General features: G+C 58.2%; 18 protein-coding genes. 11 read left to right on the forward strand and 7 right to left on the reverse strand.

Features of this window, described 5'->3' with window-relative positions; genetic code table 11:
* Positions 1 to 41: 41 nt before the first annotated feature.
* The 10 genes from CYB_RS06325 to CYB_RS06370 all read left to right on the forward strand — a co-directional run bounded on the left by CYB_RS06325 (position 42) and on the right by CYB_RS06370 (position 12,840).
* The gene (locus tag CYB_RS06325) at positions 42 to 449 is read left to right on the forward strand and encodes a DUF1636 domain-containing protein (RefSeq protein WP_041436418.1); all 408 of its coding nucleotides are present in this window, start codon (positions 42 to 44) and stop codon (positions 447 to 449) included.
* An 11-nt stretch (positions 450 to 460) separates the two neighbouring features.
* Entirely contained in the window at positions 461 to 1,330 is an 870-nt protein-coding gene (locus CYB_RS06330) for a (2Fe-2S) ferredoxin domain-containing protein (RefSeq protein ID WP_011432955.1), read from the forward strand.
* A gap of 244 nt (positions 1,331 to 1,574) precedes the next feature.
* Entirely contained in the window at positions 1,575 to 1,982 is a 408-nt protein-coding gene (locus tag CYB_RS15375; RefSeq protein ID WP_238376949.1) for a hypothetical protein, read from the forward strand.
* 122 nt (positions 1,983 to 2,104) lie between these two features.
* Positions 2,105 to 4,153, forward strand: a complete 2,049-nt coding sequence (locus CYB_RS06340) for an ArsA family ATPase (protein WP_238376950.1) — start codon at positions 2,105 to 2,107, stop codon at positions 4,151 to 4,153.
* Positions 4,154 to 4,185: 32 nt separating this feature from the next.
* A complete protein-coding gene (gene ligA, locus CYB_RS06345; protein WP_011432958.1) occupies positions 4,186 to 6,246 on the forward strand; it encodes an NAD-dependent DNA ligase LigA in 2,061 nt (686 codons plus the stop codon).
* 812 nt (positions 6,247 to 7,058) lie between these two features.
* The gene (clpX, locus tag CYB_RS06350; protein ID WP_011432959.1) at positions 7,059 to 8,405 is read left to right on the forward strand and encodes an ATP-dependent protease ATP-binding subunit ClpX; all 1,347 of its coding nucleotides are present in this window, start codon (positions 7,059 to 7,061) and stop codon (positions 8,403 to 8,405) included.
* Between the two features lie 70 nt (positions 8,406 to 8,475).
* On the forward strand, positions 8,476 to 9,165 hold the full coding sequence (locus CYB_RS06355) for a potassium channel family protein (RefSeq protein WP_011432960.1): 690 nt from the start codon (positions 8,476 to 8,478) through the stop codon (positions 9,163 to 9,165).
* A gap of 59 nt (positions 9,166 to 9,224) precedes the next feature.
* On the forward strand, positions 9,225 to 10,649 hold the full coding sequence (locus tag CYB_RS06360) for a TrkH family potassium uptake protein (RefSeq protein ID WP_238376951.1): 1,425 nt from the start codon (positions 9,225 to 9,227) through the stop codon (positions 10,647 to 10,649).
* 78 nt (positions 10,650 to 10,727) lie between these two features.
* Entirely contained in the window at positions 10,728 to 11,834 is a 1,107-nt protein-coding gene (locus CYB_RS06365) for a phosphotransacetylase family protein (RefSeq protein ID WP_011432962.1), read from the forward strand.
* Between the two features lie 478 nt (positions 11,835 to 12,312).
* Positions 12,313 to 12,840, forward strand: coding sequence for a ribonuclease H family protein (locus CYB_RS06370; protein ID WP_148202715.1), 528 nt, complete (start codon positions 12,313 to 12,315; stop codon positions 12,838 to 12,840).
* Positions 12,841 to 12,900: 60 nt separating this feature from the next.
* On the opposite strand, the gene CYB_RS06375 is transcribed toward CYB_RS06370, so the two are convergent.
* Positions 12,901 to 15,642: a glycosyltransferase gene (locus CYB_RS06375; protein WP_187147270.1), complete on the reverse strand. Its 2,742-nt coding sequence runs from the start codon at positions 15,640 to 15,642 to the stop codon at positions 12,901 to 12,903.
* Positions 15,643 to 16,514: 872 nt separating this feature from the next.
* Here CYB_RS06375 and CYB_RS06380 point away from each other — a divergent pair.
* Positions 16,515 to 18,158 (forward strand): DUF3352 domain-containing protein, encoded by a 1,644-nt coding sequence (locus tag CYB_RS06380; protein ID WP_011432965.1) that lies wholly within the window; start codon positions 16,515 to 16,517, stop codon positions 18,156 to 18,158.
* Positions 18,159 to 18,205: 47 nt separating this feature from the next.
* On the opposite strand, the gene CYB_RS06385 is transcribed toward CYB_RS06380, so the two are convergent.
* The 6 genes from CYB_RS06385 to CYB_RS06410 form a co-directional block, all read right to left on the reverse strand.
* Positions 18,206 to 18,949, reverse strand: a complete 744-nt coding sequence (locus CYB_RS06385) for a response regulator transcription factor (RefSeq protein WP_011432966.1) — start codon at positions 18,947 to 18,949, stop codon at positions 18,206 to 18,208.
* 68 nt (positions 18,950 to 19,017) lie between these two features.
* Positions 19,018 to 19,776: a sensor histidine kinase gene (locus CYB_RS06390; RefSeq protein ID WP_011432967.1), complete on the reverse strand. Its 759-nt coding sequence runs from the start codon at positions 19,774 to 19,776 to the stop codon at positions 19,018 to 19,020.
* A 109-nt stretch (positions 19,777 to 19,885) separates the two neighbouring features.
* Positions 19,886 to 21,364: a sensor histidine kinase gene (locus tag CYB_RS06395; RefSeq protein ID WP_011432968.1), complete on the reverse strand. Its 1,479-nt coding sequence runs from the start codon at positions 21,362 to 21,364 to the stop codon at positions 19,886 to 19,888.
* Positions 21,365 to 21,508: 144 nt separating this feature from the next.
* Positions 21,509 to 22,495, reverse strand: a complete 987-nt coding sequence (locus CYB_RS06400) for a pentapeptide repeat-containing protein (RefSeq protein ID WP_011432969.1) — start codon at positions 22,493 to 22,495, stop codon at positions 21,509 to 21,511.
* 141 nt (positions 22,496 to 22,636) lie between these two features.
* Entirely contained in the window at positions 22,637 to 24,196 is a 1,560-nt protein-coding gene (locus CYB_RS06405) for a hypothetical protein (protein WP_041436421.1), read from the reverse strand.
* 147 nt (positions 24,197 to 24,343) lie between these two features.
* A complete protein-coding gene (locus CYB_RS06410; protein ID WP_041436423.1) occupies positions 24,344 to 25,261 on the reverse strand; it encodes a CoB--CoM heterodisulfide reductase iron-sulfur subunit B family protein in 918 nt (305 codons plus the stop codon).
* Positions 25,262 to 25,428: the final 167 nt, after the last annotated feature.

Consider the following 25,428-nt stretch of genomic DNA (forward strand, 5'->3'; position numbering starts at 1 on the left):
CTTTGCTTGGACAGAAACCTATGACTATATCAAGGAGCACCATGTCTCGATCAACTTCCCAGTTGCCCATCCAAGCTGGCAGCGCTGCCCAGCAACCCAGCAGCCATTGTCTTTGGGTTTGTGTCACTTGCGGATCTCGGTGGGTTAACGGCCAAAAAGAAGGGATTAGCAAGGGAGAAATGCTGCTGTCTGCCCTGCAATCTCAAACCCTCAATCCTCAACTGACCCTGAAGCCGGTTGCCTGTATGAGCGGCTGCAGCCATGCTTGTGTCGTTGCGTTGGCAGCACCTCAAAAGATGACCTATGTTTTTGGAGATCTCGATCCAAAAGATGTGGATCTCATTCTGCAGACAGCAGAGCTCTACCTCACCAAGCCAGATGGGATCCTACCCTGGGCCGAGCGCCCTCTCAAAAAAGGGGTGATTGCTCGTATTCCACCACTGCACTGAGGAGCTTTCTCATGGCCACTTTTACCCCCTGGATAACCCCCCTCCATCAAGCTTGGCAGGAAGTTTCTCTGACGGGTTGGACAACCCTTTATGAAGGGATCCCTGCCCATATTGACTGCTTGGGGCCGTTGCTCTACGAGCTGTTTCAAGAGCACTGGGCCGAGATCCAGGTGGGCCATGTGGCGGAAGGCGGGGTGCTGGAGCTGGCTTTCAAGAAACCTCCAGCTTTGTGCGTGCTCTACGATGGCTATCTAACCGTTGCCACCGAAACTTGGCACCTGCATTTGTGCCTGGAGGAGCACCAAGGCGGCCCCCATCGCAAGACCCCACCCGAGCTGCGCCGCAAAAGATTGGTTAGCCGTGCTGCTCTCTACCGGCGCCTCAATCCCCAAGGTCAGCCCCGCATGTGGGGGATCCAATTCTGGAATGGAGCAGAAGAGCCTTTGCTGCAGATTTTTCTGCCCAGCCCCTTTTTGGGGCCAGAGGAAGACTACCTGCCGGAAGGCAAAGCAGATTACCAAAAGCTTTCTCTTTACGAGCGCATCCGCGCCATCTATGTGCAGGGGAAAGAGCGGATCCCCTATGAGGATAACCCTCTTAAACGTCCCTACCTTGCCGTTTGTCGTTCCAGCCGTTGTTATCCTTCCCGCAACTACCAACCGGTTGTGGAAGCTCTGGAATCGGCTCTTCGAGAAGCCAACCTGGACGTACAGGTTATCACCTCAGGCTGCTTGGAAGTTTGCCAACAGGGGCCCGTGGTTTTTTACTCTGGGGATCGCACCTGGTACAAGCGGGTTACTCCCCAAGTAGCTCGGCAAATTGTTTTTGAGCATTTGCTTAATAGCTGTCCTCTGAAAGACCACCTTTTTCCAGGAGATTAAAGTCATGATTGGCCTGCAATCGAGTGCTCAACCTATCCCCATTCCCAGCTCTCGCCGCTTAATCCCAGCCCCACTTTGGATACAAGCTGCTCAAGATTTGGCCCAAGGCTGGTTCTGGCCCAGCTTGTTTACCACCGTCGGCTGTCTCAGCAATATTGCTTATACATGTACCCTTCCTTTTGTAACTGTTGGTATTGTTGCAGGCACAACTTTAACCCGCCAAAGGGCAGCCATTAGTGCTTTGATGATTTGGCTGGCCAACCAAATCTTTGGCTACACCTGGCACAACTATCCCCGCACTCCCGATTCGTTTGCCTGGGGGTTGGTGCTGGGGATCGGCACGGTGGGGATTGCTCTTGCTGGCGGTTACCGACCTCTGTTTTCTCAGTCCAAGCCGCTTCGGCCAAGGCAACTGCTGCTGAACTATCTCTGGATCCCGGCCATGCTCATCTTGGGGTTTCTGGCTTTTGAAGGGCTGATTTTGGCCGCCGGCCTGGTTTTGGGGGGAACGGAGGGCCTGACCCTGCCCATTCTGGGCAAAATCTGGCTGCACAACTGGCTGTGGACAGGACTTTGGATTGGGATCCACGCGCTGCTGGTGTGGGACAGAGGACGTCGCCGGGTGTGGCTGGGAGAGGAGAAACTGCGGTGAGCTGCTCCCGTACAAGCTCTTCCCATCCCGTCAGCGGTGCGGAGTACCTTTGCAGTGATCTAGAGCATCCCCAAGAGGGATCCAGGCCAAAATAGGGGCGACCTATGTGGGAGGGGATCCCTTTGCAACTCAGTCGCGTTAACAGTGAGGAGCATTCCTGCCATCCTCTGCTCTTGGCTTCCCAACGCCTCTTGCTGTTCAGCGGCAAGGGAGGAGTGGGCAAAACAACCTTGACCTGCGCGCTGGCTCGCCAACTGGCCCAGGTGGATCCCCAGCGCCGTCTGCTCCTGATGTCCACGGATCCCGCCCACTCGCTGGGGGACGTGCTGCAAATCTCGGTTACGGATGTGGCCCAACCCTTGCCGGATCGCCCCAATTTGCAGGTGCGGGCTTTGCAAGCGGAGATTTTGTTGCAATCTTTTCGGCAAACCTATGGGCCGGCCCTGGAGCTCATTGCCGAGCGGGGCAGTTGGTTTGGCCGAGAGGATCTGCTGCCGATCTGGGATTTAGCCTGGCCGGGGGTGGATGAGCTGATGGCGATTCTGGAGGTCAACCGGCTGCTGGCTGGGGAGGAGGTGGATACCGTTATCTTGGACACGGCCCCCACCGGGCACACCCTGCGGCTGTTGGAGCTGCCCGACTTTTTGGATAATCTTCTGGCTGTGTTTGCCACCTTTCAGGCCAAGCATCGGGAGATCGCCCAAGCCCTGACAGGCACCTATCGACCGGATGAGGCGGATGCGTTTTTGGCCCAGTTGCAGGGGGAACTTGAGGGGGGCAAAGCCCGCTTGACCAATCCGGAGAGCACCTCTGCTTGGCTGGTGATGATCCCGGAGCAGTTGAGCGTGGCGGAAACCCGCCGCTTTTGTCAGCAACTGCAAAACCGCCGCGTGCCCATCGGCGGTCTTCTGGTCAATCAGGTGCTGCTTGCAAGAGAGAATAACAGCCAACCTTCGCTGCCCGCTGCTCTCCCCTCTCCTCTCTACTCGGCGCGGCAACAGGAACAGGGGCGCGTGCTCAAAGCCCTGCAGGAGGAGCTGCCCGGATACTCTATCTGGGTCTGTCCTTATCAACTACAGGAGCCGGTTGGGTTGGCGGCCCTGGATGAGCTGGTGCAGCAGCTTCGCCCCTTGCCAGAGGTGCTGCTGGAGTTGGAAGGGATCCCAGAGCAAAAAGCAGAGAGCCAAGAGAAGAGAAAGTCTCTCTTCTCCACCCTCTTCCCTTCCTTCAAGGGGATCCCGTCCCTACCGGATTTTTTGACCCAAGGGATCCGACTGGTGTTGGTGGGGGGCAAAGGGGGTGTGGGCAAGACGACGGTGGCCGGGGCCCTGGCTTGGAACTTGGCCAAGCGCCATCCCGACAAGCAGCTCTTGCTGGTCTCCATCGATCCGGCTCACTCGTTGGGGGATCTGTTTCAGACGAAACTGGGTCAGGATCCCATTCCCCTGCTGCCCAACCTGCTGGGGCAGGAGATCGATGCGGCGGCGGTGCTGGAGCAATTCCGGCAGGATTACCTGGAGGAGGTGGCGGCCATCTTGGCGGGGGAGGGGACGGCAGGGGTGGAAGTCCAATACGACCCGCAGGCGTGGCGGCAACTGCTGCAGATGCCCCCACCCGGCTTGGATGAGGTGATGGCCCTGTTGAGTGTTCTCCGACAGGAGACGAGCGGGCAGTTTGACCTGGTGGTGCTGGACACGGCCCCCACAGGGCATCTCCTGCGGTTTCTGCAGATGCCCCAGGCTCTGGAGGGCTGGGTAAGCTTGGCCCTGAAGCTGTGGCTGAAATATCGGGATGTGGTGGGCAGGCCGGAATGGGCGCAGCGGATGCGGGAGCTCTTGGCCCAGGTGCGACAGCTCCGGCAGCAGCTCCAGGATCCCCAGTTTGTTACCTTTATCCCCGTCTTTAACCCCGAGCAAGCAGTTCTGGCAGAAACCGAGCGTCTCTTGGCGGAACTGGATGCTTTGGGGATCCCTCATCCCTACGCCGTTCTCAATCGAGTGTGGTTAGAGGATTCTACCCCCTTTGGAGAGGCCCTCCGCCGTCGTCACCAGACTCTTCTGGCCCAGCTCCCCCAGCTATTTTCCCAGCAGGCCATCTTGACCATCCCCTTCCTACATCCTCCCAGCTTGGAGAATATCGGCTCCTACTTGTTCGCTCCTCAGGAGCCCTAACCTAGGGGTAGACCTTGCTCACCCAAAGCGTTATGGATCCCAAGTTGGAAGAACGCGCCCGCGAGCTGCGCACCCTGCTGCAGAAGGCCAGCATTGCCTACTATGTCCACGATGCTCCCATCCTGGAAGACAGCGTTTACGACCGCCTCTACCGCGAGCTGCAAGAGCTGGAGCGGGCTTACCCTGAACTGGTCACCCCCGATAGCCCTACTCAGCGGGTGGGAGAAAAACCTGCAGAGCATTTTCCCACCGTCTTCCACCGCATCCCCCTCTACAGCTTGGAAAACGCTTTCAACCCAGAAGAGCTAGAGGAGTGGCAAGAGCGTCTGCTGCGAGTTTTGGGCCGTGCCCCTGTTCCCGACAGCAGGACAGAGGGAGAGCTGGAATATGTATGTGAGCTGAAGATTGATGGCGCCGCCTTGGCCCTAACCTACATCGAGGGTCTTTTGGAGCGGGGTGCTACTCGGGGGGACGGACAGGCCGGAGAGGACATCACCCCCAACGTGCGCGCCATTCGTTCGATTCCCCTGCGGCTGGCGACAGCAGATCCGCCTCCCGTTTTGGAGGTGCGGGGGGAAGTCTATCTGGCCCTAGCCGAGTTTGAACGGATCAACCAAGAGCGTCGTTCCGCTGGGGATCCCCCCTTTGCCAACCCGCGCAACTGTGCTGCCGGTACCCTGCGGCAGTTGGATAGCCGCGTTGTGGCCGCCCGCAAGCTCAGCTTCTTCGCCTACGCCCTCCACTGGCCGGAGGGATGGCCTGCCGGGGATCCCCCGCAAACCCAGTGGCAGTGTCTGCAGCAGCTCAAGGAATTGGGATTTCCGGTCAACCCCCTTTCCCAGGTCTGTCGGGGCTTGGGAGAAGTGATCCAATTTTATGAGCGATGGCGGGGTGCCCAGCTCCCCTACGCCAGCGACGGGGTGGTGGTGAAATTGAACTCCTTGCGGCTGCAGGAGGAGGCCGGCTTTACGCAAAAATTTCCCCGCTGGGCCATTGCCCTCAAATACCCAGCTCAAGAGGTTCCCACTCGCATCCGCGCCATCGTGGCCAGCGTGGGCCGTACCGGCGCCGTCACTCCAGTGGCAGAGCTGGAGCCGGTTCCTCTGGCCGGCACCCTTGTCAGCCGCGCCAGCCTGCACAATGCCGATCGCCTGCGGGAGCTGGACGTGCACATCGGCGATACTGCCATCGTGCGCAAAGCCGGGGAGATCATCCCGGAGGTGGTCGGGATCCTGAAGGAATTGCGCCCTGCCGATGCCGTTCCCTACAGCCTGCCCAGCCAGTGCCCCGAATGCCACACCCCCTTGGTTCGTCCCCCCGGCGAAGCCGTGACCCGCTGCCCCAACCCCGAGTGCCCGGCCAAGCTGCGGGGCCAATTGCAGCACTGGGCCAGCCGCGATGCTTTGGATATCGAAGGCTTAGGGGAAAAGCGGGCAGCCCAATTGGTGGAGAGCTTGGGGGTGCGCACCGTAGCCGATCTCTACCGCCTCACCCCAGAGCAGTTGCAGGGTTTGGAGGGAATGGGATCCCGCTCCAGCCAAAAGCTGGTGCAAGCCATTCAGCGCTCTCGTCAACAGCCCTGGGAACGAGTGCTCTACGGGCTGGGGATCCCCCATGTGGGGGTGGTCACTGCCCAGATTTTGGCCGGCCATTTTCCCACCCCTGAGCTTTTGGCCCAGGCCAGTGCAGAAACCATCGCCCAGATCTATGGGATAGGCGCGGAAGTGGCGGAAGCGGTGGTGGCCTGGTTTGCCGAGCCGGCCCATCGTCGCCTGTTGCAGGAGTTGCAGGCGCTAGGGATCCCCGCTCTTCCTCAGCAGGAGAACCCTGCCGTCTCCCAGATCCTGGCCGGGAAAAAATTCGTAATCACCGGCACCTTGCCCACCCTCTCCCGCCAGCAGGCCAAGGCTTGGATTGAGAGTCGGGGGGGCAAAGTCACCGCCAGCGTCAGCCGCCAAACCGACTACGTGGTGGTGGGCTCTGACCCCGGCTCCAAGCTGGAGCAAGCCCAACAACTGGGGATCCCCCTGCTGACCGAAGCGGAGCTGTTGGCGCTGGATCCCACCGTGGAATCCGGTGATCTGCATCCTTGACAGGGTGGATCCCCGAAAAACTTGGGTAGGGTGGGTTGTCTTAGCGGCAGGGATGATTTATGATTCAACCTTAGTGAGGAGTGGACGCCAATAGGGGGAAGCGAACGAAACACGGACAGTTCCTTCCCCTTTTTGGTTACAAAAAGGCGCGGCCACACCTCCAAAAAGTATCCAACTTAACTGAAGGATTCCTTTGCCAGTGCCAGATAAGTTCAACTATGATGGGATCAGCGGAGACGCATGTTTCCGTTCACTCCTCACACCATCTTCCGCTCGGCGTCAAGTCGGGCGGTTTTTCTATAAATCCGTCCAAAGGATGTATGACCATTCCCGATAGCAGCGAAACGGCTCACCCCTTCCATTTCCAGTTTTCCTCCTTGTAAGACACTTGGGGAGAACCGAGGCTGTGGCGTTTGCACGGGTAGCGCAGAGCGCTGGAGAAGCTTATGGTCACTTTGAAGCAAGAATGAAACACCTCCGTTGCATTGCTTCCCAGCTCCCTTTTGAAGAGTGGGTGGTCGCGGAAGCGGCACGGAGCGCTTGGGAAGTGTCTCAATCCAGTTTGAAATGACTATATCTCCAGTCTTTCCAGTTGATCCCCATGGGAATCTCTTGGCACCCTGCCCCCTTGGGGATCCGGAAACAAGCCCTACGAGCCCAGTGGAGATGCTAGACTAGTAGGTCAGTGAGATTCCACCAACTTCGGCCTCCTTACGCTTTCGCAGCCAATTTGCGACTGGATTGGAAGGTTTAGTTTTCTTCTGGCTTTTGCCGGATTAGGATAGCCAAGAGCAAGCAGCAACGAGGATCCCATGGCCAAATATGACTCCCATCTAAAGTGCTCCTTCTGCAACAAGTCACAGGATCAGGTGCGTAAGTTGATTGCGGGGCCGGGGGTCTACATCTGTGACGAGTGCGTGGAGCTCTGCAACGAGATTTTGGATGAGGAACTCTACGACGGCAACACTCCTCCTGCTGCCGCCCCTGCCGGCGGCCGTCGCGAAACCCCCAAAAAACCCTCCCGCAGCCTGCCTTCTTTGGCGCAGTTGCCCAAGCCGCAGGAGATCATGCGCTATCTCGACCAATATGTGATTGGCCAAGAAAAAGCTAAGAAGGTTTTGTCGGTGGCGGTTTACAACCACTACAAGCGTCTGGCTGCCAAGGCCAACCCCGGTAGCGTCGGAGTTTCGGAACTGGATGAGGTGGAGCTACAGAAGTCCAACATTTTGATCATTGGCCCCACTGGCTCCGGCAAAACCCTGCTGGCGGAAACCCTGGCTCGCATGTTGGATGTGCCTTTTGCGGTTGCAGATGCTACCACCCTTACGGAAGCTGGCTATGTGGGCGAGGATGTGGAAAACATCCTTTTGCGCCTGCTGCAGGTGGCGGACATGGACGTAGAAGAGGCCCAGCGCGGCATCATCTACATCGACGAAATCGACAAAATTGCCCGCAAAAGCGAGAACCCCTCCATTACCCGCGATGTCTCCGGCGAGGGGGTGCAGCAGGCTTTGTTGAAGATGCTGGAAGGGACAATAGCCAACGTGCCTCCCCAGGGAGGGCGCAAGCACCCCTATCAAGACTGCATTCAAATCGACACTTCCAACATCCTCTTCATTTGCGGGGGGGCTTTTGTTGGCCTGGAAAAAGTAATCGAGCAGCGCATTGGCAAGAAATCGATGGGCTTTATCAAGCCAGGGGAGCAATTGTCGGTTAGCCGCGAGCAACGTATGGCCAATGCCCTCAAGGCTTTGGAGCCTGAAGACTTGATCAAGTACGGCATGATTCCCGAATTCACGGGGCGGCTCCCGGTAGTGGCGACTTTGGATCCGCTGGATGAGAAGGCGCTGGAGGCGATCCTGACGCAGCCCAAAAACGCCATTCTCAAGCAGGCGCAGAAGCTGTTGCGCATGGACGGGGTGGAACTGGAGTTTGAACCTGCCGCCATTGCTGCCATTGCCAAAGAGGCTTATCGCCGCAAGACCGGGGCTCGCGCCCTGCGGGCCATTGTGGAAGAGCTAATGCTGGATGTGATGTACGAGGCACCCTCCCGCCGCGACCTGAAATACATCCGCATCACCGCAGAGATGGTGGAGCGCCGTTCCACCCGCGAGCTGATTCCTCACCCCTCTACGCTGCCCAAGCCTGAGTCGGCCTAGAGTCGCGGCCCTTCCGATCCCTGCTGGATGAACTTATGATCTGTTCTTGAAAGAGGGGGCAGGAGATCCTATGGCAGGGACTGCGTTCCGCCGGCGCGAACGACAGCGGGTGGATCGTGAATATGCGGTAATTGGTCTGGGGCGCTTTGGTTCTAGCTTGGCTCTCACCTTGATGGAGCGAGGGCACAATGTCTTGGGGATCGACCGCAGCCGTGAGATCGTGCAGCGCCTGGCGGATCAGCTGACGCAGGTGGTGGCACTCGATTCCAGCGATGAAGATGCGCTGCGAGCGGTGGATATCCTCTCCTTCGACACGGTGGTGGTGGCCATTGGCAGCGATTTCGAGAGCAATTTGCTGACGACGGTGGCCCTGAAAAGTCTGGGGGTGCGCAATGTGGTCTGTAAGGCGTCGACCGAGCGGCAACGCTCTATTCTCCTGCGAGTGGGGGCAGATCGGGTGGTGTTGCCGGAGCAAGAGGCAGGGCGCCGTTTGGCTCAGGTGTTGACAGCACCGGGGATCCTAGATCAGCTAGAGCTGGAGCCGGGCTACAGCATTACGGAATTACAGGTGCCGGAGGCGTTGGTGGGCCATACGCTGGCGGAGTCGGATCTGCGTCGCCGCTTCGGCATCACGGTGCTGGTGGTGAAGCGAAAGCAATCGCTGGTGGTCTCTCCCCCCGCAGACTACCTGCTGGAAAAGGGGGATTTGCTGGTGGTTCTGGGGGCCAATACCAACATCTCGCGGCTGAATGAAATGTAGGGAGGGCTCCGATGAGAGAGGGCTCCGTCCCGCTTCCGCCAGAGGAGGGCTCTGAGCGCTTGGTTCCACCGGTACCATCCCGCGCCCGCCACCTGCCGACACCGGGCTCGGCATTGTCTCAGTCCTCTAGGGCCTTTGGGAATCGTCTGCAGTGGTTTTTCGGGGGGGACAGGCGTCGCCCGCTGCCGCCGCCATTGCGGCTGGTCACAGGGTTGGGGCTCTTGGCAGTGGTGGGAACTTTGGTGCTCATGTTGCCGGGGATCGGGCGTGGGGATCCCTTGAGCTGGAATGAGGCGCTGTTTACGGCCATGTCGGCCCTGAGCGTGACGGGGCTCTCGACGATTGTGGCGGCGGAGGATCTCACCCTGTTGGGCCAGATTGTGCTGCTGATCCTGATTCAGATTGGCGGGGTGGGCTTCATGGTGTTGGCGGTGGTGGTGTTTCAATTGATCGGGCGGCGCATTTCCCTCCTCAATCGCTTGGCGCTGTGCAATTCGCTGGGGCTCATCGATCCGGGGGCGATCCTGGAATTGACTCGGCGGGTGCTGCTGGGGGTCACTCTCATTGAGTTGGGGGGGGCTTTGCTGCTCTGGGTGCATTGGCGGGATCTCTATGGGCCGGAGCGGGCGGTTTTTCTGGCTATTTTTCACGCGGTGTCCGCCTTTTGTAATGCGGGATTCGACCTGTTTGGCCGGGAAGGGATCCCTACAGATGGTCTGTCGCTGGCGATTTTGGCCGGTCTGATTTTTATCGGCGGTTTGGGCATCCCGGTTTTGTCGGATTTGTTAACCTGGCCGCGGGGCCACCGCCCCTCTCTGCACACCCGGATTACCCTGGGCGTGGTGGTGGTTTTGCTCTGCACGGGCGGCATTGGTTTGTTCTTGGGAGAGAGCTTGCCCGGTGGATCCCTGCTGGAGGTAAGCTGGCCCCACCGCTTGGGCCTGACGTTTTTTCAGTCGGTTTCTGCCCGAACGGCTGGGTTTGCCGGGATCCCCATTGAGGATTTGACCCCGGCAAGCCAGTTGCTGCTGATGGCTCTCATGTTTATTGGGGCAGCCCCAGCTTCTATGGGGGGCGGCATGACCACCGGCACCTTGGCGGTGTTGGTGTTGGCCCTCTGGGGCTATGCCCGCGGTTTGCCCAGCGCTCAGATTGCCGGGCGCAGCTTGGATCCCTCCATGGTGCGCAAGGCGGCAGCGGTGTTAACGGTTTCTCTGTTTGTGGTATTGTTGGCGGCTTGGTTGATTTTGCTGACCCACAGTAACAGTAGGTTGGATCCGGTGTTGTTTGAGGTGATCTCCGCCTTTGCCACCTGCGGCCTCTCGACGGGCTTTACCGGGGAGCTCAACTGGTTTGGCCAACTGATCATTGTGCTGGTGATGTTCTGGGGCCGGTTGGGGGCATTGACGATTGTCTTGGCCTTGGCTCAACAACAGCCCCGCCCGTTGGTAACCTACCCTGAAGAGTCGATCCTAATCGGTTAGTCCAGAACTGAGGAGAGAGCAGCCTCCGTTAGACTGAGTAAGGGATCCCTTCGTCCCTCTCGTTACCGGGAGCCATCCGTGTCCAAGTTCCTTTTAATTGGTTCTACTGAGCCCTTCAGCGGTAAGTCGGCTGCCATCTTGGGTTTGGCCAAGCATCTGCAGCAGCAAGGGATAAAAGTCACCTATGGGAAGCCCATCGGTTCTTGCGAGCGGGAAGATTGCTCGCTGGAAGGGGCCGATCCGGATATGCGCTTTGTGGCGGAGTCTCTGCGGCTGACGATGGATCAAATGCCGCCGATGCTGCTCCGGCTCAACGAAGAGGCTTTGCTGGCTCAAATGAAGCGAGCTCCCGGGGATCCAGCTCCAGAGTGCCCGGTTGCCCCTCTGTTGGAGTTTGTCCAGCGCTCCCCTGCCGATTTGGTGCTGCTGGAAGGCCCAGCCGATCTTTACGAGGGGGAATTGTTTGGCCTGTCGCTGGCCAAGATGGCCCAAGCCCTGGATGCTCCGGTACTGCTGATCAGTCGCTACCATTCCTCCTTGGCTGTTGATTCTCTTCTCTTTGTCCATCGTCAACTGGGATCCCGCTTGGCAGGCGTGCTGCTGAACGATGTGCCGCCCGACCAGGTGCAACCGGCAAAAACGATCATTCGGCCTTTTTTGGAGGGACACGGGATCCCGGTGCTGGGGATTTTGCCCTCCCATCGCATTTTGCGCAGCATCAGCGTTGGGGAGTTGGTGCGGCAACTGGATGCCGAGGTGCTCTGCTGTCCGGACCGGATGGACTTGATGGTCGAAGACATCGCGGTGGGGGCGATGAACGTCAACTCGGCCTTGAAGTACTTCCGTAAGCTGGATCACAAGGCGGTGATCACCGGCGGAGACCGCACCGATATTCAACTGGCCGCCCTAGAAACTTCCACCCTCTGCCTGATCTTGACCGGCAAGCTCCCTCTGGATCCCCGCATTCGGTCTCGAGCAGAAGAGCTGGAAGTGCCGATTCTCTCGGTGGATCTGGACACCTTCACCACCATCAACCGCATCGAACGGGTTTTTGGGCAGATTCGCCTGCACGAGGAGGTGAAAGTCCGCTGCATCCAAGAGCTAATGTCAGCGAATTTTGACTTTTCCCGTCTCTATGCTCATTTGGACTTGACACAACCCCTAGTGTCGGCGGTAGGTGCGTAGGATAAAGTCATTAAGGCTTCTCTACATCTGGTGTCTAAATAGGTAGTTCTCCGAGAGCGAGCACTATACCTGATCGAGATGAAATAAGCTCAGTTTTGATGCGCTGGCTTCTAGTGTCTGATGCTTTCCAGTATCTGCAATGATTTCTGCAAAAAAACGCAGGGATCTCTCGCCGGTTTGGCCTACTCACCGAATTTGAGAGATATCATGCGAGTATTCATCACCTCAACACACCACTCCTCCCCCAGATTTTCTGGGGGTTTTTGTTCGCGCCGTTTTGGCAGAATTTCCCTGTCTCTCTAACCTTACGTCACGTGAGCTGGTGTTGACGAGGTTTATACTACTGATAGTGTAAAGTAAAACTTTCCCGGAACTAGATACACTAAATAGTGGTGCTGGCACGCCCTTGTGCGGTAAGATGCAGTGTCTGTTGTCGAGCCGGGATCCCAAATGTTGCCGTTAGCGCCGGATGAGCACCATGGCCAAGGTTTCACGGATGCGCAGCCGCAAAGGAGCGCGCCCCAGCCGTCTGGCTGCCTGCCCCCGCAGCGGCATCTTCACGGACGGGGGATGTTCTCCCAATCCGGGGCCAGGGGGATGGGCCGTGGTGGTGGTTCAAGATGATCGGGTTGTGGAAGAGTTTTGGGGAGGGGATCCCGATAGCACCAGCAACCGCATGGAGTTGACCGGCCTCATCCGGGCTTTGCGGTATTGCCGCCACACCCAGGGCAACGGCGTCGATACCATCTACAGCGACTCCCACCTTTGCGTGCAGACTTACAACAATTGGATGGAGCGCTGGGCAGCCCAGGGATGGCGGCGGCGCACAGGGCCAGTGGAAAACTTGGATCTGGTTGAGGAGTTATATCAACTCAAGCAGGAGTGCCCTCAGGTGCGGGTGGTCTGGATCCCAGCCCACCAAGGTCTGCGCTGGAACGAGTACGTGGATGGGTTGGTTGCCCAGGCTCGAGCCAGAGTGACCGTTCCTCCAGAAGTTAGGGGTTGAGGTTCCACACCGGCAGTGGGGGCACTGTGAAACTGGTTAGCAGCAAGATGCTTGCCAAGACTACAAGGCTGTTAGGCTTGGCTTGACTGCAAGGTGCAGAACTTCCTGGATGGTTTTAGCCATGCGCTCCCAGGTAAAAGACTTAACCCACTCTAAGCCTTTCCTGACTTTCTCAGCGCGCAACTTGGGATCCAGAACCTGAACCAAGGTGTCCGACAAAGAGTCCTCTACATAAAATGCAGCTTCTCCTCCTACTTCCACTAAGGCAGAGTTGGGATAGATAATGACAGGGGTCCCACAGGCCATGGCCTCCAATACGGGTAGCCCGAATCCCTCATATGCACTTGGGTAAACCAGCGCCACGGCATTCTGGTAGGCTTGAACCAACTGCTGCAGATGAACCAACTGCTGCAGATCTAGATAAGCATTCATAACAGGTTGCGGAGCTGCCGCCTGTCGATAAGCCTCTGGAGTCGACCAGGAATGAGTGCAAAGGACAGGGAAAGGCTTATAGGACCACTGCTGATAAGCTTCAAAAAATAACTCATGTCGTTTGTAAGTGCCTTGCTGGCATCCAATCAGCAGCCAGTGCTTGGGAATAGCTGAGGGATCCGGCTTGAATACACTGGTGTCAACCCCAAGGTAAGCTACTACTGCCTCTTTGCCAGTTAGACGCAGCAAGTCACAGGCCGTGTTTTGGCTAACAGCTACAATGCGAGCGGCTGCTTCAAGGGCTGCGTGCTTTTGGCGCCACATGGGATCTGAGAGATCCCAACCCAGCACTTCTGGGATCATGTCATGGAGCAGGAGCACCTGCGGAATGTCAGAGGGCAGGTATGTATAGTAGGTGCTCATAAAAACATCAGCCCCTGACCAAATAAAAGCTTGTCTCAACTCAGGATCATCCCAGCGGGCGTAGCTAAAGGGGTGACCCTGCATTCTCTCGACACCCTGGGGTAGCTCTCCCATGCCACCCCGATCGTAGAAAGTGATGCGAATCCCCAGCTGAGGCAATTCCCGCAGTAAGTTGCGCCAAACTGTAGCAATACCAGCTTGGTGCCTCTGGAAGAACACCCCGTCCACAAATAGGTGAAGACGTTGCCGCACCTCTACCACCAAGGGATCCCCGTATGCCCAGGGGAAAAAGGGCTGCAGCGAGCAGGGCTTTTCCGCTTTTTGCAACTCTTCCCAAGCTCTGACAGCTCCTTGGTAGCCGTAGTAGGATTCCTTAAACTCCACCTGCTTTCGCAATGCATAGGCATAGTGGTCAAACACTAAGCCCTCTGCTTCCGTTTGGTCTGCGGTCAGAACCCTCTCGGGAAGTCGTCCCTTTCGGATCAATACAGGTGGCTCGTGAGTTTGCCACTCGCACTCAGAGGGATCCCATCTCCAGACCCGCCACCACTCCATCTGGGGGTTGTTGCCCCACTTACCTTTGTTGTCCAGGACAAGATTGGGGCCCACGAAGTAACGACAGTAGAACTGGGCCGCCTCTAGAGTGGGATCTGCTTCAAAGCGTCGATGAACCCGCCGGATTTGTTCGACTGTCCAAATTTCATCTGCATCCAACTGCCACAGCAAGCAGGGATAGTCAGGTTGGGCTGCCCTGACCATTTCAATTTTGCCATCCCAAAACTGGCCATCGGGCTTCTGAACAAGCCGAACACGGCTGTCTTTGGCTGCCAAGTCCCTCAAGTATTCGACCGTACCATCCAAGCTGTGCCCCTGGGAGTATTCCTCAGGGATGCGGCCGCCGTTGGCTAAGCTCCACCCTGTGTCATGGCGTAAGGCAGCAACGCCCTCGACCACCACCCACTGCCAGGGGATCCCTAGCTTATCCAACTCGCAGAGGGTGGAGTAGTGGCGCTCAATGTACGGCTCCCCGTCTAAAACAATGGTGAAGAAGTGAATGGGAAGAGTGGCTCTGCTGTCTTTAAAGATGGCAAAGCCTTCGCGGACATTTCCCCAGCAAATGAGTCGGTAGCCATAGCTGGGGAGCTCCGTCAAGCAACGGCTGTTCTTAAAAGCGAAGATGTCATCCAGGGCAATATACTTGGGACGAGCACCTCGCTCTAAAAAAACCTGCAGGTCATACCAGCCCGTAAACTCGCCGCCGTCAATGAGAAGAAGGTCGGGGTTGGGAACTCGGCTTGCCCCATCCGTGGGAACAGACTTGAGTAAATCTTGTCCCTCCTGGTGCCATTCCAGAGCCTGCTCTCGGCTATAGGAGGCCCAAAAGCTGGAGCAAGATTTCAGCCATTCTTCCACCTCCTCCACTGTAGCGATCCTAGGTTGGGCAGCAGCGTGAATGGGGATACAGCGGGGATCCTTGCTTACCCTTCTAGCCAACTCTTTGTAGCGCTCAGGATGAGCTTCTATGCTGTAGATGCGAACAGAGTCAGGAAGGGCGTAGCGCAAAACAGCTGTGGATCCTTCTCCACTACTGGCCCCTACCTCGACCACCACCCGCAGGGAGGGATCCCTGCAAATTTCTGCAAGAGCTGCTCCAAAAGGCTCATCTAGCCGGATTTCTGGTGGGATATACCACTCTGGCCAGGCGGAGTCGCCGTTCCGTTTCTGATTGACCCAGCGGCCATACGCAGCAGCAGCTTCTCGATGATAGAAGGAACTGGCTGTGGGTAAAAAGGCATCAGCCTCCTCCTGAGAGAGGTCACGAAGGTATTGAGTAACCTGAAATAGCCACAGGCGCGCCACTTCCTCGCCTGTCTGGGGATCGTAAAGAGAGTTGATAAAGGCATTTGGAGGCCAATCTTCTAGAATTTGCTTCAATACTAACCACACCCAATCCTCTTCCCCAGCTCTAGCGAAGCAGTCAAGGCTGTGCGCCAGCAGCTGAAGTCTATGGTGGTGGTGTACAGGAAGCTTTAGGGCTTCCTCCCGCATGCGTTCTGCAACAGGTTGATAGACAATCGACAGAACTTGCAAAAGTCGCTTTGTCTGTGGCCACAATAACCCTTCTAGAGATCCACCCCTGTACCTTTCTGCAAACTCAGGAGCGATGGAAAGAGCAATGGTCTCTAGGAGAATTGAGGGAATACTTTCTTGTTCGGCCTGGGCAAAAAAGGCAGAGTAGGATCCTTGCCAAAATAAAGTTCCCAGCTGTTCAAAGTTGGTGGCTTGCGTCACAGCTAATGACCCCCATTGATCTTCCTGCTAGAGAGAAGGAGTAGCTCTGCTTAAGCTCAAGCATAGCAAGGATTGCAACTTCTGGCAAAGGGAGAAGTGTCATTGCCTGGGGAAAAGCAACATGTACAGGAAAGCTTCAAGTTTGTTGCAGGAAATGTTCAACTGATAACTATTCCTGTCTTGGCTGCTATCGCCGCGGGGCAAGCATTTCGTGGACTTTGGTTCACTACAGCTCCTCCAGGCCGAGTTTGGGATCTTATTACGCTACAGCCTATTAAGAGGCTACAGGATACAGCTGTAAGCCTGCCTGTTCTGGACTCATCGGAATCAAGCCTCAGAAACACGACGTTTTGTATCCCTTGATCTGTGAACAGGCCGTAGGTTTACTCACAATTTAGACTATCTTGTTAGACTATCTTGACTTGTGCTAGAGTGGACTATTTTTTCACTTACAGAAAATTTGGGTTTGCAGGCTCATGCCTAGATGCTACGATTGGCTATATCCACTAGCTGCTTAGGTAGCCGCCATGCAAGTCCAGCTTCATTCTCGGCTGCGCCCTCTCTCTCTGACGTTGATGGCGGTGGGGAGCTCTTGGCTCCTGGGATCCTGCCAACTCAGAGGGCCACAGGTACAGTTGACCGGCGATGTTCTGCCGGAAACCGCGCTGGTTCCCCAGTCGGCGCCCCTGGTGCTGACCTTTTCTACCCAACCGGAAGAATCTTTTCGCACTCACCCTGACCTTTTGGCCCAGTGGGAGAGCTGGACGGCAGAAGCTTTGGCTGAAACCGGCAAGGAGTTCTCTCGGGAAGAGATGCAAGCTTGGGCTGGCGAGCAATTCACGATGGCAGTGGTGATCCCCAATCTGGTGCCCGGAGCTGCCGAGCCGGTGCCTGGGATCCTGTTTGGAGCCAGCACCCGCAACGCTGATTTGTCTGGGCAATTCTTGGCCCAGGTGCGGCAACAGGCAGCAGCAGAAGGGGCCAACTTCGAGCAGCGCCAGGAGCAGGGGGTCACCCTCTATGTGCAAACCAACGGGGAGCCGGGCGAGCGATGGGTAACTGCTGAGTTTGGCAACCGCTTTGTGGCAGTGGCCAACGACCCAAGGGTGATGCAGCAGGCGATTGCTGTGTATCGCGGCGAAGCAGAGCCGATTGGCCGCTCCGAAAGTTTCCGCACCGCTGTTGGCGATCTGTATAAGAGCGGCACGCTGGCCTTTGCCTACTTCAACTTCCAGGCTTTGCAGGAGGATCCCGAATCTTTCAAAGACTGGATGCAGGATCTGGATCCGGCGACGCTGGGATCCCTGCAACCCCTGCGCTCTTTGGCCATGGCTGCCCACTGGCAGGAGCAGGGCCTACGGCTGCGCATGTTGACCCAGACCGATCCGAAAACCCAGGTGCAGGGGGGGTGGCAACCGGCTCGCGGCGAACTTATTCAGCGGCTGCCCGGCAATGCCCTGGCGGTGCTGACCACCCAACAGATCGCCCAGCGCTGGCAAGCCGTTATGCCTGAGCTGGAGAAAGATCCGCCGGTCAAGGAGTCGTTAGAGGAGCTGCGGGCTGAGTTTCGCGCCAATACCCGTCTGGACTTGGAAAAAGATCTGCTGGCTTGGATGGATGGGGAGATGGCCCTGCTGGTGGCACCGGATGCCCAGGCCCATCCCCTGTTGCAGGGCATGGGAGCAGCCTTGGTGATCGAGACCAGCCAAAAAGACAAGGCCAACGCGGCCCTGACTCAGTTGGATCGGCTGGCCCAAGAATCGGGAGTAGGGGTAACGGAGGCGGGTGGACAGGTGACGTGGGCGGATCCCTTGTTTAACCGCCCGCTTTTGACCCGCGCCTGGGAAGGCAACTATTTGATCGTGACTAGCAGCACGGCGGCGCTGCAAACCCTCGCCCAACGCCAGGGCAATTTGCTTCCCCAAACCGAGCCGCTGAAAACCCTCTACGATCAGTTGCCCAAGCCCAACTACGGCTACTTTTTGCTGAATTGGCAAGGGATCCGAACAGTGCTGGAGGCCACACTACCGGGTGGTTTGGCAGGCTTGGAGCCGGAGGCCCGTGAGCTGCTGACCCGCATCGATGGGCTGGGCATTACCAGCTACCCTGCCGGGGATCACGCCTTTGGGTTGGAGCTGCTGGTTACTGTGCCACCAAAGCCCCAGCGATAAAACCGTGTCTCACGTTCTTCAGTCTTCCTAGGGGTTGGGGGTGAGGGCTATAGCCGAATTAGGCCATAGGTAAGGGCATAGCGAACCAGCTCGGTGCGGCTGCTGGTGCCCGTCTTGTTCAGCAGGCGGGTCACGTATTTTTCCACGTTGCGCACGCTGGTTTGCAGCTGCTTGGCAATCTCCTTGTTCATCAGCCCTTCTGCCACCTTCTCCAACACCTGTTGTTCCCGCGGCGTCAGCTCTACCTTGATGGGTGGGGGCAGGGGGGTGGGGGCAGAGGTCTGGGCAGGCGTGGCTGTGGCAAGGGTGCGCTCCGACAGCAGGGCGCGAATCGAGGCCAGCTCGCGGGCCACCACCTCCGAAGGGCTGGCAGCGCGGGATCGCTCAATGAGATTGGAGACAATGGCCACCAGCTCCTCCGGATCGAAGGGCTTGGGCAAATAGGCATCGACACCGGCCCGGTAACCCTGGATGCGGTCGGCGGTCATCCCCTTGGCGGTGAGGAACACCACCGGCAGATGGCTGTAGGGCTCGAGTTTTCGCAGTTGGGCCAAAAATTGATAGCCATCCATGCCCGGCATCATGATGTCGGAGATGATCAACTGAGGCTGGGCCGTGCTGAGCAGTTGCAGAGCCTGCTGGGCGTTGGCCGCCGGGATCACCTCAAAGCCGCTGTCCTCGAGGTAGGCTTGCACCGCTTCCCGTAAGCCGGGTTCATCATCTACTAGCAGAATGCGGGCTGCTGGACTGGCAGCAGGGGGTTCGGGTTTGGCTGGGGGAGAAGAGGCCATCTGCAGCTCCTGGGTAGCGTTCAAGCGTTTGGCGGCACCTGCCATCCCATATCTCTACAATCTTCCTACTAACCTGTGGGCAATCTCAGGCGAAAACAGGAGCCTTGGGGGGAGCTTTCCACCTGGAGATCTCCGCCCATCCGGGTGGCCAGGTCGCGGCTAATGGCCAACCCCAGCCCCTGCCCTGGCTTAGAAAGATCTGCCCGAAAAAAGGGATCGAAGATCCGCTCCAGGTTCTCAGGGTGGATGCCGGGGCCGTTGTCGCAGACGGCAACGAACACTTCCCGTTGCGAAGCAGTTGAGGGATCTTCACCCAGCTCCACCTTCAGCCGGATCTCACCTGGGGGCGGGGTGTACTTGCAAGCGTTGTCGATCAGGTTATCAAGCACCTGGCGCAGGGCGCGCGGATCGGCTTGTACAGGGGGTAGGGAAGGGGGCAGAACGGCTTGAAAGTGGTGTCCCTGGGTTTCGGCCAAGGCTTGATAGATGGGGATCCACTCCCGCAGCAGGTCGGCCAAGGAGAGGGGCTGAAGCTGGAGGGGGGCCGGGATCCCGTCCAAACGCTCGAACTCCGCGAGCAGCTCCTGCAAATGCTTGCACTCCTGTTCAATGCTCAGGCCAATCCAGTGGTTGCGATCCTCGGGGGGCAAGCGTTTTTGCAATAACTTGGCCAGCGTGCTCAGGGCGGTGAGAGGATTGCGCATTTCGTGAAGCAAAGTGGAAAGCTGCTGGGCAGAAAGAGTGACCCCCTTAACCTTGGGTTCTCCGGCTCCGCAGACGGGTTCAGGCTCTGGATGGTGTTCAGCAACTTTTCTGGCTCTCGGCATGGATCCAATCCCTAGACTCTCCCGGCGCTGGCAGATCGATCCTAGCCCTACCTCCCCTGCAATCCGCCATATCAATCCTGAGACGCTATCGGGATCCCAACTGGGTGGCTTATAGCTGGCGGGGCAGGTAGATGTTGAGAATTTCCCCCCGACGGGCGCGATGGCGCACGGTGAGGTAGCCCCCCAAGGCGCGGAACAGAGTTTGGGTGACGGGAAGGCTGAGGCTCACTGCACCGGTATCCGGCTGCACGACCAACAACTGCCCAATCGCCTGAGGGGATTTGGGCTCTGAGGCAACAGTGGCGTCGCTGCCCTCAGGTGTGTTGACCTGAAACTGAAGTTTGACCAGCTCCCCTGCGCTGACCAACTGGGCGCGAATGTGGCTGCCAGCCGGCGTGCTGCGGGCAATGCGGTCGACCATGCCAAACAGCACCGCTTCCAGCGCCTTGGGATCGCTGACCACATCCGGCAGCTCATCGGGAATCTCCAACTCCAGTTGGGATCCCCGCCGTTCCACCTGCTCCTGCCAGCGAGGCAGGTTTTGCCGCACCAAGTCCACCAGCGCAATGGGCTCTAGCTGAAGCCGACGCCCCTCCTGTGGGGTAGCAGCGGGCATCACCGTTTCTGTAGCCTGGAAAAACAGCCCGAAGCGGTTGATTTGCTCGGTACATTCGCGGTCAATTTTCTCCACGTATTCCCGTACCCGCGACGGCAGATCGTGCCGCTTCAGGATGAGACTAACCAAGGTGCGGATGGTGCTGAGGGGCGTCTGGATCTCGTGGATGAGAGCCCGCAACAGTTCTGCCTCCGAAAGGCTGTTCTGTTGGCCTTGACCGGCAGGCTGGCCATGGGAAGGAGGAGACCGCCGCTTCTGCCAATCTTCTGGCCGGGTTGTGGGCGCAGGGGAGTTCTCGGCTCTGGCGGGGGGTAAGCGAGCGGGCGGGGATCCCGACTCGGCCAGGTTTCCCAGCAGAAGAAGGCTGCTGAAGCGGGCCAGCACCCGCACATGAGGCTCCATGAGGGGATGGTGCTTGATCAGCTCCTGCCAGAAGGGCAAGCGATCCGGCCTACCCTGTTGAACCCGCTGCTCTAGGATCTGCCAAGCCCGATGCACCACTTCCGGCTCAAAAGACACCATCATCCCCCTCTGCCGCGTGTGGGGGTGATGCCCTTGGGCGGCCACCGCCGAAAAAACAGGGGTGAGCACCAGCAAAAAAGGCTCCTCCACCAGGGGATCCTGCGGCAGGAGAGGGATCACCGTCTGGCCAGGGGTCAGAATCGACTCAGGGGACAAGTCAGGGGTAAACAGCCAGGGATCTTCACGGGCCAGCTCCCGCAGCTTCAGGTTCGGTTCTGGAGCGTCAATGGGCGACGGCAGTTGAGGCAGCGGATCCCGAACCACCCAGGGGGGCCACCAAGACACCGGCCCACCGATCACCACCCCAAACTGTCCAACTTCTTGCCATAGCTGGAGCAGGGCTGCCACCGTCTGCTGCCAGGAGCGCTCTCCTGCCCCCGGCAACCATTCCGGCAAGGGCAGATCGGCCCACAAAGCTTCCATCAAGGACAGAAATCGGCGGCTGTTCACGGATCTCTTTGACCCATCCTTCCCTTGTAGGGTAGCGGTTGTGGCCCCTCTGGGGCAGGGGAAAACCTCACCTTTTCCGGGGCGGATCCCCGTCTCACTCAGGGACAAGAATCCTCGTCCTCATACGGTAGCGAGTCTGTCCAATCAGCCTACCCGTCCATCCGGCAGAGTTGCCCCGCGCAAATTGGCCCCGCTGAGGTTGGCTGTGCTCAGATCGGCTCGGGTTAGGATTGCCTCGCCGAGATCGGCATTTTCCAGGTTGGTGCGGCCCAAATAGGCATCCACCAGGTTGGCACACCGCAAATCGGCCCCGGCCAGATTGGCCCGACTGAGATCCGTCCGCGCCAGTTTGGCCGAGCACAAAGAACTCGCGGAAAGATCGGCCCCGGCCAGATCCGCCTCGCTTAAGTTGGCCTCTGTCAAATTCACCTGGCGAAGTATCGCCTCCTTCAAGTTGGCCCGCGCCATCTGCGCCCCTTGCAGGTCTGCCCCCAAAAAAGAAACCCCCCTCAGGTCGGTCTCGCTCAGGATGGCCCCTTGCAAACGGGCTTGCTGCAGATTGGCCCCTTGCAAGTTGGCTTTGATCAAACTGGCCTCTTTTAGGTTGGCCCCGCTCAGGTCGGCCCGTGTCAAATCCGCTCCCGACAGGTTGGCTCCGCTGAGATCAGCGCGGCTAAGATTGGCGTTGCGCAATACCGCTCCCCGGCGGCTATCGAAACGGAGATTAGCCCCCCGCAAGCAAGCTCCCCCCAAGTTGGCACTGGTGAGGTTGGCCCAACGCAAATCCGCATCCAGCAGGTTGGCATCGATCAACAGAGCCAGCGTCAGGTTGGCCCCATGCAAATCTGCTCCTTGTAGGGTGGCGCCGTGCAACTGGGCATCTCTGAGATCCGCCTCGCTCAAGTCCGCCTGGCTGAGGTTGGCCCCACCAAGGTTAGCCCCGACGAGGTTGGCCTTCTGCAGCTTGGCTCGCCCCAAGAAGGCGAAGATCAAATTGGCACTGTGCAGGTTTGCTTGGGAGAGATCCACCCCGATCAAATCGGCCCGGCTCAGGTCAAGGGCGGCCAGGTTTTCGCCCGCAAAGTTGGTTCGTCCTGCCCGGTAAAGCCGGAGCAGATCCTTGGCGTCCATAGATGGAGGGGGGAGAGCTCAGAAAAGCGAGAGGGGATCCAAACTAGCGGCCATTCTAGAAGAAAATCAAGGCGTTTCCCCAACACTCGGCGCGGCTGATCGTGAGTGTTGAACGGGATCCCCAAACAGCGGGTTTGAGCTTCAAACCAGCCCGAACAGACGGCGCTCTGCCTCCTCCATGCGATCCAAGAAAGCAGCAAATTTGGTGGAGATCTCCCCCACTTCCTGCAAAAAGGCGCGTAGTGTTTGGTACTTGAGAACCAAGGCTTCCTCTAGGGTGCAGGTTTGGAACTGCTCATCCAACGCCTTGCCCAACTCGCTCAGGGCCTGTTCGATAGCAGTCTTGACAGAGCCGACGCTGCGCTGCACCAAACGCATCACCTCCTGCTCCAACTGCGGCTTTTGCTGGGCCAGCTCGCTGCTGGCCAACACCTGTCTTAGGGAAGCATAGGGATCCGCCAGCTCAGCGGGCATTTCGGTAACCGCCTCCGGCAGAGCCTGTTTTGCATTGCTGACGCGCAGGGGCTGCACCAGGCGCCACTCCGATTGTTCTAGCTTTTTCAAGATCCCCATGAACATTGCGGCGGATCCCTCGACATCCCTCAAGAAGCCGCGCAGCACCTGGTGTTTGAGCGTCAGATATTGGGCGGGATCCTCATCCTGTAGCCCTTCGTCCAGGGCATTGCCCAACTCGCTTAGGGTATTCTCGATGGCAACCATCAGGGATCCGGCGCTGCGATGGAGCAGTTGGCAGCAGGGCTCTGGGAGCTCCTGTTGCAGGTCAGAAGAGGGGGCGGATGGTGTTGCCGGGGTCGCAAAAGCCGAAAGCTCTGCAGGCTCTTCCTCATCCTCTGGGATCCCAGCGTCAATCCAAGTCATGGAACCGGACAAGGACTCTGTCCTGCCGGCACGAACGGCATCTTCCGTATTCAGCCAATCCAGATCGGCAGAGGGGAGCTCGGCAGCCAACCCTCCAGCGGCGACCGTTTCCGGGGGCACCTCAACGTAAAGAGGCTTCAGCATCTGCAGCACGGCGTTGGCGGCTTGGCCATCCTGATCCGGCTCCTGCAACTGCTGCACCGCCTCCTTCAGCCGGGTTTCCAGTTCTTGGGGGGAGTGGCAGGCATCGTAAAGGGCTCTGAGCAGTTCGTCCAGGCTGTGGCGTCGCAGGGCGGCCAACCCTTGCAGGGTGGGCTCTATTTTGTGGTACAAAGCCGTGAACAGAACCAGCTTGGCCCGCAAAGGACTGGTTTGCCGCATCACCCCTGCCCGCAACTCGAAGGGATCATAGTCTTGCTTTTGCAGTCGTGGGCTTCCATACTCCAAGGACAAGATAGGCGAGGGTGCGGCCCAAGCTGATGGCTCCTTGGGCGAGGGCATGAGTGGGCTAGAGGGATCCGCTTGGGGCTGTTGATACAGGGGCTGTAGCTTGCTTAGCAGCATCTTGGCGATGCGAGCATACTCGGCTTTTTTGTTGATGCGGCTAATGGCATCTCGAAAGCGCTGGCCCAAAGCATCAAGGGTAGCGTGCTGGCGGCAGAGCTGCTCCAGCAGAGCTTTCAGGTCTATTTGGTTCAACTTGCTGACATCGCTTTCCCAAGTGCTGGTGCAGGCAAAGTAAACCAGCTTTTTCACTCGGTCTGCGTACCCGCCCTGCTGCACTTCTTGCACAACAAGGCCAAAGGGATCCGAGACAACCATAGGGAGCTGCCAAGCAGGAGTAGGTGGATCTAAGCTTACGAGGATCTTTGCGGTTTTTGAACAAGGACGGGTACCTTGCTGGGCAGAATAACACATCCTTCCCAGACCTGATGTTTGCCCAGGGATCCCCCAGCCATCAAGTGGGATTTAGCGGCCTATTTTTTGCAGGGCTCTTTCCACCTGTACTACATGGCGGTTCAGTCCCAAGTTTTTCGCCGGGATCCCCAGGGCCAGGCCCACCAATTGTGGCAAATGCAGGATCGGGATCCCCAGCTTGCGCCCGATCACCTCTTCCACCTCCGGCTGCCGAGAGTCCAAGTTGAGGTGACACAGGGGACAGGGGGTGACCAAACAATCCGCTCCCGCCTCTATGGCCTCCAGAAGATGCCGGCCTGCCATCGAGAAAGACTGCTGCGGGGCATAGCTGGAAATGGGCCAGCCGCAACACTGGGTGCGCCCGCGATACCAAACAGGGGTGGCCCCCAAACGCTCGAAGAGATCCTCCATCAAACGGGGATCCCGTGCCACATCAAAGCGGGAGATGTCGTAGGCCCGCAACAGATAACACCCGTAGAAGGCAGCGCAGCGCAGTCCCAGGAGAGGCCGTTTGACCTGTTGGGCCAATCGCTCCAGGCCGTAGTCATGAGCCAGCACCCACAGCAAATGGCGCACATCGCCTGTGCCCTGGTAGCAGCTCTCGCAGCCTCCTTTCTGGCACAGGGCCTGCACCTGGTGAAAGTACTCTGGATTCGCGGTTTTCGCAGCTTTTAACTTTTCATTCACGCGGCCCAACACCCCCTGACAGGTGCTGCAGTGGGTGAGCATCGGCAACCCCAGCGCTTCCGCCAAAGCCAGGTTGCGGGCATTCACCGTATCTTCCAGCAGCTCCGATTCTTCTTTGAAGGTGCCCGAACCACAGCAGGAAGCGGCTTCCAGCTCCACCAGTTCAATGCCCAGATGCCGCGCAATCTGGTCGGTGGAGTCATACAGCTCACGACAGGCCCCCTGGGCCACACAGCCGGGGTAGTAGGCGTAGCGCAAAGGTGAAGGAACAACCGCGGTCATGAGAAGACGTGAGAAGAAGAAGAGAATTGGGTTTGCGATCTCAACGGTAATAACAATCCATGGATCCATTGCCCACACAGCAGAGCACTGGCCTGCCTGCAGAGCGGGAACCCAGAGCTTAAGATCCTACACCCATGCGCTGCCACAGCACATCCGTTGCTGCCCAG

Source organism: Synechococcus sp. JA-2-3B'a(2-13), from assembly GCF_000013225.1.
Lineage (GTDB): Bacteria > Cyanobacteriota > Cyanobacteriia > Thermostichales > Thermostichaceae > Thermostichus.